Origin of the sequence: Pseudoduganella sp. R-31, assembly GCF_049913235.1 — a bacterium.
GTDB lineage: Bacteria > Pseudomonadota > Gammaproteobacteria > Burkholderiales > Burkholderiaceae_D > Rugamonas.
The window spans coordinates 3,360,856-3,375,639 of the sequence record NZ_CP183986.1; the positions used below are offsets into that span (position 1 = coordinate 3,360,856).

Consider the following 14,784-nt stretch of genomic DNA (forward strand, 5'->3'; position numbering starts at 1 on the left):
CCGCTAGTATAGCAACCCCGGCAGAGCCCAGGTCACTCCCAGTGCCAGCTGATGCGGTGCTCCGGGTGTTTTTGCAACGCTGGCATCCAGGTCGAGGCGGCCCTCGACCAGCGCATAGCGCAAGCCTGCTTGCCTGGTCGGCGGGCGGTGATGGCTGCCGTAGCTTTCCAGCGAGGCGCTCCAGCGCGGGGCGAGCGCATATTCACCGCCCACGCTCCATGTGGCGCGTCCCGGTGCGGCGTACGGACGCATCCAGCCGGCGTTCAAGTGCAACAGCAGCGCATCGCCGGCGAACGAGATCGTCAGCGGCACGTTGACCGTGTGTTGGCGTGTCATGCCATGCTGGGTTGCGATGGCCAGGCCCAGGCCCCAGCCGTTCGTTTGCAGGCCGCGCAGCACCGTCTTTGCCTGCAAGGCGGCGTTGCGCGACTGTCCTTTGCCCGCAGCCAGCTCCCAGCCGCCGACGCGGCACGCCGGCATGGCCCACCATTCGTGCAGTCCACCGCTTTGCTGATGCCAGGCTTCGACCTGGCAATCGCCTGGTTCGAGGATCGTCGCGTCATCCGTGGCCAATGGCCGGCCGGCCCACGCTGTGGTCGACAGCAATGCTGCGGCGGCCAGCAACAGGCAATGTTTGTCAGGCAAGGCGCAAGCGGCGCGTGTGGAAATCAAACTCATAAATCTCTCCATAACGGCCCCATTCGATGGCGGTACGCATGATGCGGCGCGCCTCTTCAGGCTCGTTGGATTCCAGTAGTGGCGACAACACCTGCTCTTCCGGCAGCGCACCGTCCGCCGAGGCTCGCAGCATACTGTAAATGTGCTGCGGCAGCGTGACGTGCGCCAGCAACTGGCGGCCAAAGATGGCCTGCCGGGCTGCATGGTCGGCTGCTTCATAACGACGGCCAAGCGCTGTCATGGTGATGTCTCCGCCTTCCACGGAAGCCAGGCCAAGCTGGGACAGCGCTTCGCAGGCCGGGAATAGCGCCTCGTCCGGCAGTTCGCTTTCATCGGACAGGCGCGGCAAATCGGCGCGGCCTTCGAAGGGATCGGATGCCAGCAGCGACAGCACCGCTTCGATGCGCTCGATATCGGCATCGGGCAGGCGGTAGTCGGGACCGGCCTCGCGCGCCGGGCTGGCGGCCGGTGCGCGCATGGTCATCAGGCCATACACTTCGTCGATCAACTGGCGCACGGCCGGCCTGTCCGGATTGCGCGGACGCGGCAGGTCGATGCGGATTTCGGTGCGGATGCGGCCCGGGTCGCTGGAGAGCATGATGATCCGGTCCGACATCATCACCGCTTCCTCGATATTGTGCGAAACGACCAGGATGCCACGCGTCGGGATGCGGCCATGGTCCCACAGCTCGAGGATGTCGTTGCGCAGGGTCTCGCCGGTCAGCACGTCGAGGGCGGAGAAGGCCTCGTCCATCAGCAGCACGTCCGGGTTGGTGACCAGGGCGCGGGCGATGCCCACGCGCTGGCGCATGCCGCCTGACAGCTCGCGCGGCAGTGCGCCTTCGAAGCCGGAAAGGCCCATCAAGTCCAGCATCGCTTCGCTGCGTGCTGCGCGTTCGGCAGCCGGAACGCCTTGAGCCTCCAGGCCAAGTTCCACGTTCTGCTGCACGGTCAGCCAGGGGAACAGGGCGAAAGACTGGAACACCATGGCGATGCCCGGCACCGGCTCTGCCAGCGGCGCGCCGCGATACTTGGCAGCGCCGGCGTCGGCTTGCACCAGGCCCGCGATAATGCGCAGCAGGGTCGATTTGCCGGAACCTGACTTGCCAAGCAGCGCCACGATCTCGCCCGACTCCAGCGCGAAGTCGACGCCATCGAGCACGGTGCGGCTGGCGCCGTCGCCAGTGCGGAAGGATTTGCCGACGCCTTGCAGGTCGACCAGGATTTCTTTTTTCATGCTTGCTCCTGATACAAACGGCTCCAAACGAAGCGGTTGATTGCCATTACAAATACACACATGACGCCGATGCCGAGGGCGATCCGGGGGAAGTCGCCTGCATCGGTCATCTGCTTCACATAACTGCCAAGGCCATGCGCCACCAGGGTGGTTTTGCCCCAGGTGACGTATTCGGCCACGATGCTGGCGTTCCACGAGCCGCCGCTGGCCGTCACTGCGCCTGTTATGTAACTGGGGAATATGGCAGGCAGGTAGACCCGCCACCATTTCAGCCAGCCCTTCAAGCCCAGATTCGCCGCCGCCAGCCGCAGGTCGGTGGACAGGGTGGACGCACCGGCGACGACATTGAACAGGATGTACCACTGGGTACCGAACACCATTAGTGGACTGAGCCAGATGTCCGGATTGAGCCCCAGGTGCAGAACTGAATACACCACCACCGGGAACAGCAGGTTGACCGGGAAGGCGGCCAGGAACTGCGCCACCGCCTGGATTTTCTGTGCATAGCGTGGGCGTAGCCCGATCCAGACGGCCACCGGCACCCAGAACAGGGAAGCCAGCGCGATCAGCACTGCCACGCGCGCCAGCGTCGCCAGGCCGAGGCCAAACACGCCTGCTGCCTCGCGCCAACCAACCTCGGTATGGATGAAGGCCGCCACGCGGTAGCTGGCCCAAACCGCGAGCACCAGCAACAGCGTATCGGCGGCGCGCGCCGGCAGGCGCCAGCGGCGCGTGGCCTTGGCCGCAGCGGCCGCTTCGACCGGACGGGCCGGAAACCAGCCCAGGGTCGAGCGCATCAGCTTCCACGCGATGTCGGTGAGGCGGCTGGCGATACGGCTGCGGCGCACCCAGTCGAGCAGCCAGGAACGGCGGCCCACTTCACCGTCCAGTTCTTCAAAGCGGAACTTGTCCGCCCACACCAGCAAAGGACGGAAGAAGAGCTGGTCATACATGACGATGCCGACGAACATGGCGCCGATAGCCCATGCGATGGCACGGCCGTTTTCAGCTTCGATGGCCACCGCGATGTAGGCGCCGATGCCGGGCAGCTTGACGTCCTGCCCGGCGACGGAAATGGCCTCTGCCGCCACCAGGAAGAACCAGCCGCCGGACATGGACATCATCATGTTCCACAGCAGGCCCGGCATGGCGAACGGCAGCTCCAGGCGCCAGAAGCGCTGCCAGGCCGAGAGGCGGAACATGCGGCTTGCCTCGTGCAGTTCGGCCGGCACGGCACGCATCGACTGGTACAGGCTGAACGCCATGTTCCAGGCCTGCGAAGTGAAAATCGCAAAGATGGCCGCGCATTCGACGCCCATCTGGCTGCCCGGGAACAGGGCGATGAAGGGCGCGATGGCAATCGCCTGGAAGCCCAGCACCGGCACCGACTGCAGCACGTCCAGCAGCGGCACCAGGACCTTTTCAGCCAGCCGGTATTTGGCCGCCACCGCCGCGAAGACGAAGGCGAATACCAGCGACACTCCCAATGCGGCGAACATGCGCAAAATGGTGCGCAACAGGTAATAGGGCAGCGAGGCCGGGTCGAGGCTGACCGGCATAGGCTGGCCAAGCACGAAGGGGCGCGCCATCTGCATGGCGCCATAGGCGACAGCAATCAACACTGCCAGTACCAGTGGCAGCAAGGCCCAGTCCCAGCGATTGGGACGTGTGGTGAATGAAGCGAACATCAGGCTCTCCGCAAAGGATGCGGGCCCGCTATCTTGCGCGCTTGAGTATCAGAGTTTGGGATGGGTGACCATCATCCGCGACGGCGGATGACGTGAGGCGGGAGCCCAGGACGCGATCGTGCCGTTATGCGGGGCCGGAATGAACCGGCTGACAACTATGACTCGAACAAGTGCCCATGAAAGGGGACTCCAAAAATTGATAACGGTGCGGAGTGTAGGCGCATAAGATCCCCGGAGTCAACTTAGGGAGTCACGTAATTTAATGGCTCTCGGGCCGAATCAACATTGCCCTACCAATGCGGCGGCTTGCGAATTGGCTTTTTGTTTGTGGGTACTATGTCCGGTAAGCGGGCATGCTCAAGTTGACCGTCCTGGAGGTGAGGTAGGACCCAGTCCGCATGCCTGGACAGCGACCCGCTCGTCCGACGGTGCTTTTCTGTGCCTGGGACAGGTGGATGAATCGGCATCACAACGCCAATCATGATCCTGGGGAAGTCCGCGCGTATTGCTTCCAATGCTGGCTCAGCGTCGCTGTCGTTAGTGACCAGTATTATTCGATCGTAGAGGCCTTTACATGCATCGGGACCTGTCAGGAATTTTGTGTGCCGGGGTCGCTGTTAGTTAATTGAGCGCGTTGGTAAAACGTTCCCCAAACAGGATGGCAAACTGATTGGCGGCCATCTTCCAGGTCCGCTGCGGCATCTTCCAATCTTTTTCGATATTGCGCAAGGCCAGGTAGAGCAATTTCGTCGCTGCCTCGTCGCTCGGGAAGTGTCCGCGATTCTTGACGATCTTCCGCAAGCGCATATGCAGGCTCTCAATGGCGTTCGTTGTGTAAATGATCGAGCGTACTTCCGGTGGGTAGGCAAAGAACGGAATTACCTGCTCCCACTGCCGGCGCCACATGGCTACCACTGTCGGGAAGCGTTGGCCCCAAGGGCCTGCCGCAAAGGCATCCAGCGCCGCTGCCGCCGCATCGGCGTTAGAAGCCTGGTAGATTGGCTTGAGCGCTGCCGCAAGCTCCTTACGATCCTTCCAGGAGGCCAGCGTCATCGAGTTGCGAATCAGGTGCACGATGCAGGTTTGGATATGCGCCTGTGGGAACACCGCTTCAATCGCCTCAGGGAAGCCGCGAAGGCCATCAACGACGGCGATCAGAATGTCTTCCAAGCCGCGGTTGCGCAGCTCGTTAAAGACCTTCAGCCAGAACTTGGCGCCCTCTGTTTGCTCGATCCACAGCCCCAGCACTTCTTTGCGGCCGTCGGCACGAATGCCCAGCGCCAGGTACACGGCCTTGTTTTTGACGGTGCCTTCGTCGCGGATCTTCAGGCGCAATGCATCGAAGTACACGATTGGGTACATCGCTTCCAGTGGACGCTGCTGCCACTGCGTCACTTCGTCCATGACCTCGTCGGTGATCGTTGAGATCAGGTCTGGCGACACTTCGGTGCCGTACAGCTCCAGTAAATGTGCCTGGATTTCGCGCACTGTCATGCCTCGGGCATACATGCCGATCACATGGTCGTCAAAACCCGGCATGCGGCGTTGATGCTTGGCTACCAGCTTAGGCTCAAAGCTGGAAAGTCGGTCACGCGGGATCTCCAGTTCGAGCTCGCCGCCCGGTGCCAGCACGGTCTTGCGGCTTTTTCCGTTTCGGTGGTTCTTGGCGTCGCCTTCGGTGGCGAGATGGTGGGTCAATTCAGCCGTCAACATGCGCTCGGCCAGCATTTTCTTCAGCTGGCCGGCAAGGCCCGATTCACCCAGAATGGACTCGGCGTCCTTGTTCTCGACCTGGGCCAGCAACTGGTCGATCAGTTCAACGGGGAATGGGTACTGCTTCTTGGTCTTTGGCTTTTTAGTGGTCATTACGTCGGTCATGGACAATCCCTTTCGGTATTATTTCATGACCCCGGTTTCACACTAAAATTCTGACAGGCTCATGCATCGCGGTACATACAGAGTGCCAAATTTACGTCAGTCTTTTTCTCCTCCAGTTTCCAGACTCGTATGCGATTCGTCCGATCACATGGTTGACCAGCAACGAAACTCGGGAGCAGGGCGCCGCTTTTGTCATACGAATGGTTACCATAAATCACCTCGAAGCGGTCCTTATGCTTCGCTTTCAATGCGCGATGATATGCTGATTGCGCCTCCACGGAGGCCGCACCGTGTGTCGCAAAATGCGCCAGCGCCGGCGCGGTGAAGTATTTCACCACCACTAATTGCTCATTTTGATCACGTTGCGCAAGAAGAGCATCGAACAGCTTAACAATATCAAGCCATTTGAAGTCGGTGCCCCTCAATCGGCCATAGTAGAGGTTATAGCCGTCAACGTAGACGGCGATCCTTAGAGGAGGCTTTGGAATTGTCGACACCACTGATATCTTTCCAAATGTGAAAAAGCCGCCCATGTGAGCGGCTTTTCCGTCTCAAGAGGAGCCAACCTAATGACACCTCAAAAGATGAGTGGTATGGATAGTGTGACGGATGCTGACAGCACTGTCAACTAGCACGGATCAGAGTGCTGAGCGAAGTTGAAGTTAGTTCAAATTAGTCAGCCGCACTGCAGCACATCTTCGGATATGCAGGCTTGGTGCCCCGGGCCGGAATCGAACCGGCACGCCCTTGCAGGCAACGGATTTTAAGTCCGGTGTGTCTACCAATTTCACCACCGGGGCACTTTGAAGCCCGCTATTATGACATGTCTCTTGGTTAACATCCAGTAGTGGCAATTCTGGCAATGCTTGTAATCGCCGCGGAATGTTGTAGCATGCTGGTCGCAGAATCCCCTGGAAAGACCCCATGCAAATCAAGATTAACGACGTCCTGCGGGACTATATCGAGCCGTTGACCGAGGCTGAGCGTACTGCGCTGGAGCGCAGCCTGCTGGCCGAAGGCTGCCGCGATGCGCTGGTGCTGTGGAACGATGTGTTGGTCGATGGCCATAACCGCTATTCGATCTGCCAGCAGCACGGCATTCCGTTTAAAGTCACCCAGAACACGAGCTTCAAGGATATTGAAGACGTGATGCTGTGGATGATCGATAACCACCTGGGCCGCCGCAGCGTGTCGGACTTCCAGCGTGGCGTGCTGGCCCTGCGCCAGCAGGAAATCCTGGGCAAGCGCGAACAGGCTGTGAAAGAGCAGGCCAAGGCGGAAGATGCCGCCATTGCGCCGCCGGACCCGGAAGCCGAGGAACCGGCGGCTCCGCCGAAGGCCAAGGCCAAGCGCGAAGACATTGCCCGCGCGGCGCGCCTGAGCGCCAATACCCTGGGCCAGATCGAAAAGATCACCCGCAGCGCTACGCCGGAACTGGTGGAAGCCGTGCGCTCCGGCACGATCTCGATCAATGCCGCCGCCACCGTGGCTTCGTTGCCGGAAGAAGACCAGAAGTCGGCCGTCGCCGGCGGCCGCAAGTTCCTGCAGCAGGCAGCGCGCGAGATCCGCGAACAGCGCGCCGCCAACCGCCCGCCGAAACCTCCGAAAGAAGATGCTGGCGAGGCGCATTACGAAGCAGCTGAGCGTCCGGCCCCGCTGACCGAGGTGGAGGTGCTGCGCCTCGAGATCTCGCAATTGAAGGAAAAGAATGCCGCGCTGCGCGCCGAAAACGCCGAACTGCGCGAACGCATTGCACAACTGGTGGAGCAATAAAGCATGCTGAAGCTGAATGCCGCGCTCGTCGCGTTCTGCGCCATTCCTGCGATTGCCGCCCCCGCCGCTTCACAGGCGGGTGGAGCCTTGAGTCCTGCGGAAGTACTGCGCCTGCAAGCGATTGCCAAGCGCGTCACCATCCTGCGCGACAAATGGGGCATTCCGCATATTTACGGCAAGAGCGACGCGGAAGCGGTATTCGGCATGATGTACGCGCAGTCGGAAGATGATTTCAAGCGTATCGAGCTGAATTTCATCAACGCCATGGGCCGGCTGGCGGAAGTGGAAGGCGAAAAGGCGCTGTATCAGGACTTGCGCATGAAGCTCTTCATCACGCCCGAGCAGTTGAAGGCCCAGTACAAGGCCAGCCCGGACTGGCTGAAGAAGCTGATGGTGGCATGGGCCGATGGCCTGAACTTCTACCTGCACACCCACCCGCAGGTGCAGGCGCGCTTGCTGAACCGCTTCGAGCCCTGGATGGCGCTCAGCTTCAGCGAAGGCAGTATCGGCGGCGACATCGAAACCGTCAATATCGAGCAGTTGAAGGCGTTCTACAGCAAGCGCCCTGCGCCGTCCGTGGCTGCCGTTGGCAGCGATCTGGATAACGAGCCGCGCGGCTCGAACGGCTTCGCGATCGCGCCGGCCATGAGCAAGTCTGGCCACGCGCTGTTGATGATCAATCCGCACACCTCGTTCTACTTCCGGCCGGAGATCCACGTGAACAGCCAGGAGGGCCTGAACGCCTATGGCGCGGTAACCTGGGGGCAGTTCTTTGTCTACCAGGGCTTTAACGACCGCATCGGCTGGATGCACACTTCCGGCGGCGGCGACGTGATCGACGAATACCTGGAGACCGTGGTGGAGAAGGACGGTAAATTCTTCTACCAGTATGGCAAGGAGCTGCGCCCCTTCCGCACCGTGCAAGTGCAACTGCCGTACAAGGCGGAGGATGGCAGCCGGGCTGAGAAGACGGTAACGGCCTATTTCACGCATCGCGGCCCTGTGGTGCGCGAACAGGATGGAAAGTGGGTCTCGGTGGCGATGATGAACGAACCGCTGAAGGCGCTGACACAGTCCTTCATTCGCACCAAGGCCCGCAACTATCCGGCTTTCTACAGGTCGATGGAGCTTCGCACCAACTCATCCAACAACACCGTGTATGCGGATGCGGACGGCAATATCGCCTATTTCCACGGCAATTTCATCCCCGTGCGCGACCCGCGTTTTGACTACAGCAAGCCGGTCAACGGCGCCGATCCGGCGACCGACTGGAAAGGCTTGCACCAGGTGCGCGAAACCATCCAACTGTTCAACCCGAAAAATGGCTGGATTCAGAACACCAACAACTGGCCGTTCTCGGCCGCCGGCCCCTATAGCCCGCGCCCCGAGGATTATCCGGCCTACATGTCGGTCAACCCCGAGAATGCGCGCGGCATTCACGCCGTTCGCGTCCTGCAAGGGAAGAAGGACTTCACCATCGACAGCCTGATCGCCGCCGCCTACGACAGCCAGTTGCCCGCCTTCGAACCGCTGCTGCCGCTGCTGGTGCGCGCCTATGACGAGGCACCGGCCAGCGACCTGTCCAAGGCCGCCGTGATCGAACAGGTCACGCTGTTGCGCGATTGGGATATGCGCTATTCGCTGACATCGGTGCCGACTTCGGTCGCCATCTACTGGCTGCAGGACCAGGTGAAGCAATACGGTGCCGCGGCGAAAGCCAAGGGCATGCCGGTCCTCGATTACCTGGCGACCCAGCTGACGTCGAAACAGCGGCTGGAAGCGCTGGTGCGTGCTTCGAACAAGCTGGCCGCCGACTTCGGCAGCTGGAAAACACCATGGGGCGAGATCAACCGCTTCCAGCGCCTGACCGGCGATATCGCGCAGCCGTTTGACGATAACAAGCCAAGCATTCCAGTACCTTACGCGTCCGGCAATTTCGGCGCGCTGGCTGCTTACGGCATGACGTCGCAGCAGCGCACCAGGCGTATTTATGGCGAGCGCGGCAATAGCTTCGTGGCGGCTGTTGAATTCGGGCCGAAGGTGAGGGCCAAGAGCATCCTGGCCGGCGGCGAAAGCGGCGATCCTGCGTCGCCGCACTTCAATGACCAGGCCGAGATGTATGCGCGCGGCGAATTCAAGGACGTGCTGTTCTACAAGGAAGACATCGAAAAGAACCTGGAACGCAAGTACCATCCGGGCGAATAGGGTTCACGTTTGAGCTAGCGCAAAGTCCTCCCCGCCTTGGCAGGCGCACAATGAAGTGACAACATGCTAATAGGGAGGCGGGCATGTCTTCCAATCGTGAGGAAAATGGCGGCGAACCCTGCCAACGGATCGAAGAGTTCATCTTCGTGCGTGAGCTGAATGAAGTCTTCCTGCTGCTTGACCACATCTCCGGACGCTGGGACAAGAGCCTCTACAATTTCCATAACCACGACGACGGCGAGCCGCACATCGATGAACTGTGTGCGATCGGCCTGGCGCAGCCCGATAGCGAGCAACAGCGCGTGGCGCAGGCGGTCAAGGTATTGTGTGCGAAGGATAAGCTGAATGCCGCGGCACGCCCGGCGACGGGCCTGACCATTGCCTTTACTTTGCTGGTGGTGGGCGAGGACAACCGGCGCGACTGGCGCAACTGGTTGCGCGACAAGATGTTCGGGGGCGGCGGCAGCGGGAACGGCTCCGCACACAGCCCGCACTGGGACAAGCCGACACGCCTGACCCTGGCCCGCACTGCATTTCCAGGCCTGGTACGGGTGGCTTCTAGTTTCAACCTGCGCATGAAGCTGGTGGTCTACCTGCTGCTGATTGGACTGGTGCTGACCTGTGTGACGTCCTGGCATGTTGCCGGTGGCAGCGCCATCCTGCAGCACCTCGATGCGGTGCAGGCCGCGCAAGCCGCCCTGTCCAAAGAGATTGCGGAAGCTGAATTCAAGCACACGGCCAGCACTACCGCGCCTCCGATGCAGTTCTGCACTGAGGCCGATACGGCGGGCTCGCCGCACTTCCGCAGTACGGAGGAGTACCAGCTTTGCACGCGGCGCCAGCAGCTGACGGCGCAGGCGGCCGCAATCAGCATGAACCTGCGCGATTGGCTTGTCCCCTGGCAGGCCTGCTACAGCGTGCTGGCTCGCCCGTTCGGCCGCATGCCGGAGAACGGCGCAGTGCAGGCGAGTGCGACACCGGCGGAAATGCAAGGCCGCGTTCAACGCGCCCTGGAGGAGCAGGCGCGCGTCGTCACGCTGGTGGTCGGAACGGCTGTGCTGCCGTTGTGCTACGGCGTGTTGGGCGCGGGCGCCGCAGTGGTGCGCGGCCTGTGGGCCAAGATGCGCGAAAGCCTGTTGTCGCCGCGCGATTTCACCCTGGCCTTGCTGCAGTTGGCGCTGGGCGCCACGATTGGCGCCTGCATTGCCTTGTTCGTCAATCCATCCGGCCAGACGCCGGGCAGTGAGATCGGGCTGTTGGGCAACTGGGCACTCAGCACGTCGGCGTTATCGTTCATTGCCGGCTTTGGGGTGGAGGGCGTGTTCGTGGCGCTGGAAAGCCTGGTCCGGCGCGTCTTCAACATCAGCGATCCTGCACGACGGCCAGCCGATTAACGCGCTTCCAGCACCTCGATGATGTGAAAGCCGTCCTCGGCAAGTAGTGGCGGGCTGATTTCATGGACAGGCAGGCAGAACGCTGCGCGTTCCACTGCGGCCAACGCTTCGCCGCGGCGAAAGAGGCCTGTCGGCAGGCTGCGTGGGTCCGCATTCGGTACGCCGAACTGTTGCTCGAGCATGTCGAATGCGCCGCTGGCTTCCCATTCGGCTCGCACGGTCTTGGCCTGCATGTAGGCTGCCTGCATCGCGCCGTAGGTGGCGTTGGCCGGCCCCGGCCCCGGCGCACCTGGCGCGATAATCAATTGGCGCACCCGCACTTCGCGCCTTACCGATGAATGCAGGTCGCACTTCAACTCCGCCTCCTTGAAGCGCGGAGCGTACGAAATCAGCGGCGCCTCCTGGCGTTTCCAGTTGGCACGTTGCGCCGGCTGCCGGTACCAGGCCATGAGTGTGAGCGCAATGCTGCCAAGCAGGAGTCCGACGGCCAGCCGGAATTCGACATTCCGCAGCCGCTGCGTGCGGCGGTCTTCGCCAAAATTGACCACCGCATGCTGGCTTTCTGTCTTGAGTCGGTGGGAGTCGTCCCGCACGGAGGCCAATGCCGCCTCCGCCGCGCTAGCGGCTGCCGTGGCGGAAGCTGAGGCATCTTCTGTGTCCCGGCGCAATACCGGCGCCTGGCAGTGGGGGCAATGGATGTCGCGTGTCAGGTCAATGGCGCCGCCGCAGGCGTGGCATTGATGCTGCTCGACTGCCGGGGCATTAACGCTACTGGCCGGACCGTCCGGCGCGACGGCCAGCGCCAGGCGGGCGGGGTCGATTACCCCGACGGCCGAGTGACAAGCCGGACACGCTTCGACCGGCCGCGCGGGAAGCGGACAGCCGCAGCCTGCGCAAAAAACTTCCTTCCCTGCGGCATGCAGGGAACGGATATCGGACCATGCGAGGGGGCGGGCAAAGCCTTTCTCGGCCAGGTAGAGAATGTAGGTCTGGTAATAGCCATGCCCGTGCGGGCACTGGAGTTTGGAAGTGCGCCCGAAGCGCGACATGTCGAACACACGCTTGAGCGGCGCGCTGCAGACCGGGCAGGACTGGATGCGCGCCAGCGACACCGCATGCGCGTGCTCGCCGCCGGCTTGCATTGCCCCATGGATCTCGCGCACGAATTCGGCGATGCCGGGGCCTGCCAGCCGCACCGATTCCGTGTCGTCGAACCACACCAGGCAGCAATGCGGGCAGGTGTCGATCTCCACCCGCCGCTGGTAATGGCCGGAGAGATCAAGCACCCGCATCGGGCGCTTGCAGTTGCTGCAGTGGCGTTCAGATGGCGTCAAGGGCATTGCGCAGGTCTTGGCGCAAATCCTCGATGTCTTCGATCCCGACGGAGAGACGGATCAGGCCATCGCCGATGCCCAGCGTGGCGCGCTGGGTCGCCGGAATCGATGCATGGGTCATCAGGGCAGGGTGCTCGATCAGCGATTCCACGCCGCCCAGGCTTTCCGCCAGCGCGAACACTTCGCAGCGTTCCAGGAAGCGGCGGGCGCCAGCCAGGTCGGTATCGAGGTCGATCGAAATGATGCCGCCGAAGCCGTCCATCTGCGCCTTGGCCAGGGTGTGCTGGGGATGCGACTCGAGGCCTGGATAGAACACCTTTTTCACCTTGGGCTCGCGTTCCAGCCAGCGCGCCAGCTCCAGTGCGCTCTTGCAGTGGCGTTCCATGCGGATCGCCAGCGTTTTCACGCCGCGCAGGGCCAGGAAGGCGTCGAACGGACCGGCAATGGCGCCGACGGAATTCTGCAGGAAGGCCAATTGCTCGCGCCAGGCCGACTGGCGTTCTTCGCCGCCAACCACCGCGATGCCGCCGATGATATCCGAGTGCCCGTTCAGGTACTTGGTGGCGGAGTGCACGACGACGTCGAAGCCCAGCTCCAGCGGGCGCTGCACGATCGGGCTGGCGAAGGTGTTGTCGGCCACGGCCAGGATGCCGCGTTCGCGGCAGATGCGCGCGATGGCCGCGAGGTCGGCCAGTTTCAGCATCGGGTTGGTCGGCGTTTCCACCCACACCATTTTCGTTTCCGGGCGCAGGGCGGCCAGCAGGTTTTCCGGGTTGGTCAGGTCGGCATAGGTGAACTCATGGCCCGCGCTGCGTCGCCGTACACGTTCGAACAGGCGGAAGGTGCCGCCGTACATATCGTCGCCCGCCACGATGTGCGAACCCGCATCGAGCAGTTCCAGCACGGTGGAAATCGCGGCCAGGCCGGAGGCAAAGGCGAAGGCCTGCGCGCCGCCTTCCAGGTCGGCCACGCAGCGCTCCAGCGCCCAGCGCGTCGGGTTGTGCGAGCGGCCGTAGTCCAGGCCCTTGTGCACACCGGGGCTTTGCTGGACGAAAGTGGACGTGGCATAGATCGGCGGCATGATGGCGCCGGTCGATGGATCAGGGTGCTGGCCAGCGTGGATGACGCGCGTGGCCAGGTGGGCTTTGGTCTTTTTTTCGCTCAAGATAAGGTCCTGCGCAGGTGGTTGAGTAAGTCGTAGCGGGTGATCAGGCCATAGAACTTGCCGCCTTCGGCAATCACGGCGGTCAAGCCACGGTCGAGGGTATCACGAAGGGCGGGCATGCCGGCAGATGGCGCCAGGGTTTCGACACGGCTGGTCATGGTGCCGCCTACGTCGCCCTTGAACCGGGCCGCATCCTTTTCGACTTTCAGCAGGAGGTCGGACTCGTCGATGAGGCCGACCAGCTTGCCGTTGTCGATTACCGGCAGCTGCGCCAGGTCGGCTGCACGCATGCGGTTGAAGGCGATCAGCAAGGTGTCGCCCGGCGCCACGCTGACCACGTCGCCGTTTTCGAACAGGCGCCCGATCAGGTCGCGCAGGTCGCCCAGCTTCTGGCGCTGCAGTAGGCCCTGGTCGAACATCCAGCTATCGTTGTAGACCTTGGACAGGTAGCGGGTGCCGGTGTCGCAGACGAAGGTCACCACACGTTGCGGCTTGCTCTGTTCGCGGCAGTATTTCAGGGCCGCTGCCAGCAGGGTGCCGGTCGAGGAGCCGGCCAGGATGCCTTCGGCGCGCAACAGGGCGCGTGCGCTGTCGAAGCTTTCCTGGTCAGTGATGGTGTAGGCCTGCGAGATCGCCTCCATATCGGCGATAGCGGGGATGAAGTCCTCGCCGATGCCTTCCACCGCCCAGGAGCCGCTGGTATCGGCGACTTTGCCGGTATCCACGTATTCCTTCAGGATCGAACCCTTGGGATCGGCCAGGATGAACCTGACGTGCGGGGCGACCTTGCGGAAGTAGCGCGCCAGGCCGGTCAGCGTGCCGGAGGAGCCGACGCCGACCACGATGGCGTCGATCTCGCGCGCCATCTGCTCCCAGATTTCAGGGCCGGTGGTGGTTTCGTGGGCCAGCGGGTTGGCCGGGTTGTTGAACTGGTCGGCGAAGAAGGCGCCGGGGATCTCGCTGGCCAGCCGGGCAGCGTAATCCTGGTAATACTCGGGGTGGCCTTTGCCGACGTCGGAACGGGTAATGCGCACGTCGGCGCCGAGCGCCTTCAGGTGCAGGATCTTTTCGGTGGCCATCTTGTCTGGCACCACCAGCAGCACCTTATAGCCTTTGATGGCGCCGACCAGGGCCAGTCCCAGGCCGGTGTTGCCTGCCGTGGCTTCGACGATGGTGCCGCCCGGCTTGAGCAAGCCTTCGCGCTCGGCGGCTTCGATGATGGACAGGCCGATGCGGTCCTTGATGGAGCCGCCGGGATTTTGCGATTCAAGCTTGAGGAACAGCCGGCACGGGCCGGTGTCGAGGCGGGTGACTTCGGCAAGCGGTGTATTGCCGATCAGGCTGAACAAAGCTGCAGGACGGGTATTCTGCATTTTCTCTCCTTGCGAAAAACGCGCATTGTGTGGCGATTCGATTGAACCAAGAAGGAATT

Annotated in this window: 11 protein-coding genes and 1 tRNA gene; 3 read left to right on the forward strand and 9 right to left on the reverse strand. The window is 62.3% G+C overall.

Features of this window, described 5'->3' with window-relative positions; genetic code table 11:
- Window positions 1–3: 3 nt before the first annotated feature.
- The 6 genes from ACN9MY_RS15460 to ACN9MY_RS15485 form a co-directional block, all read right to left on the reverse strand.
- The gene (locus tag ACN9MY_RS15460; RefSeq protein ID WP_426337606.1) at window positions 4–678 is read right to left on the reverse strand and encodes a hypothetical protein; all 675 of its coding nucleotides are present in this window, start codon (window positions 676–678) and stop codon (window positions 4–6) included.
- Window positions 638–1,915: a nitrate/sulfonate/bicarbonate ABC transporter ATP-binding protein gene (locus tag ACN9MY_RS15465; RefSeq protein ID WP_426337607.1), complete on the reverse strand. Its 1,278-nt coding sequence runs from the start codon at window positions 1,913–1,915 to the stop codon at window positions 638–640. Before ACN9MY_RS15465 ends, ACN9MY_RS15460 begins: the two co-directional genes overlap by 41 nt.
- Window positions 1,912–3,603, reverse strand: a complete 1,692-nt coding sequence (locus ACN9MY_RS15470; RefSeq protein WP_426337608.1) for an ABC transporter permease — start codon at window positions 3,601–3,603, stop codon at window positions 1,912–1,914. Before ACN9MY_RS15470 ends, ACN9MY_RS15465 begins: the two co-directional genes overlap by 4 nt.
- 621 nt (window positions 3,604–4,224) lie before the next feature.
- The gene (locus ACN9MY_RS15475) at window positions 4,225–5,469 is read right to left on the reverse strand and encodes an IS256 family transposase (RefSeq protein WP_426337627.1); all 1,245 of its coding nucleotides are present in this window, start codon (window positions 5,467–5,469) and stop codon (window positions 4,225–4,227) included.
- Between the two features lie 71 nt (window positions 5,470–5,540).
- Complete coding sequence (locus tag ACN9MY_RS15480) at window positions 5,541–6,014, reverse strand: NYN domain-containing protein (protein ID WP_426337609.1); 474 nt, start codon at window positions 6,012–6,014, stop codon at window positions 5,541–5,543.
- Between the two features lie 180 nt (window positions 6,015–6,194).
- A tRNA-Leu gene (locus ACN9MY_RS15485) sits at window positions 6,195–6,281 on the reverse strand.
- Between the two features lie 124 nt (window positions 6,282–6,405).
- Here ACN9MY_RS15485 and ACN9MY_RS15490 point away from each other — a divergent pair.
- The 3 genes from ACN9MY_RS15490 (at window position 6,406) to ACN9MY_RS15500 (ending at window position 10,853) form a co-directional block, all read left to right on the forward strand.
- Window positions 6,406–7,254: a hypothetical protein gene (locus ACN9MY_RS15490; RefSeq protein ID WP_426171922.1), complete on the forward strand. Its 849-nt coding sequence runs from the start codon at window positions 6,406–6,408 to the stop codon at window positions 7,252–7,254.
- 3 nt (window positions 7,255–7,257) lie between these two features.
- Window positions 7,258–9,459 carry an acylase gene (locus tag ACN9MY_RS15495; RefSeq protein ID WP_426171924.1) on the forward strand — a complete coding sequence of 734 codons (2,202 nt, stop codon included), beginning with the start codon at window positions 7,258–7,260 and terminating at the stop codon, window positions 9,457–9,459.
- Window positions 9,460–9,542: 83 nt separating this feature from the next.
- Complete coding sequence (locus tag ACN9MY_RS15500; protein WP_426323531.1) at window positions 9,543–10,853, forward strand: hypothetical protein; 1,311 nt, start codon at window positions 9,543–9,545, stop codon at window positions 10,851–10,853.
- On the opposite strand, the gene ACN9MY_RS15505 is transcribed toward ACN9MY_RS15500, so the two are convergent.
- From ACN9MY_RS15505 to ACN9MY_RS15515, 3 genes are read right to left on the reverse strand one after another with little or no spacing between them, the layout of a single operon-like run.
- Window positions 10,850–12,187, reverse strand: coding sequence for a zf-TFIIB domain-containing protein (locus ACN9MY_RS15505; RefSeq protein WP_426323533.1), 1,338 nt, complete (start codon window positions 12,185–12,187; stop codon window positions 10,850–10,852). The genes ACN9MY_RS15500 and ACN9MY_RS15505 overlap by 4 nt on opposite strands.
- Window positions 12,174–13,352, reverse strand: a complete 1,179-nt coding sequence (locus ACN9MY_RS15510) for a trans-sulfuration enzyme family protein (protein ID WP_426323535.1) — start codon at window positions 13,350–13,352, stop codon at window positions 12,174–12,176. The genes ACN9MY_RS15505 and ACN9MY_RS15510 overlap by 14 nt, the downstream gene beginning before the upstream one ends.
- Window positions 13,349–14,725, reverse strand: a complete 1,377-nt coding sequence (locus ACN9MY_RS15515; RefSeq protein ID WP_426337610.1) for a pyridoxal-phosphate dependent enzyme — start codon at window positions 14,723–14,725, stop codon at window positions 13,349–13,351. Before ACN9MY_RS15515 ends, ACN9MY_RS15510 begins: the two co-directional genes overlap by 4 nt.
- Between the last annotated feature and the right edge of the window lie 59 nt (window positions 14,726–14,784).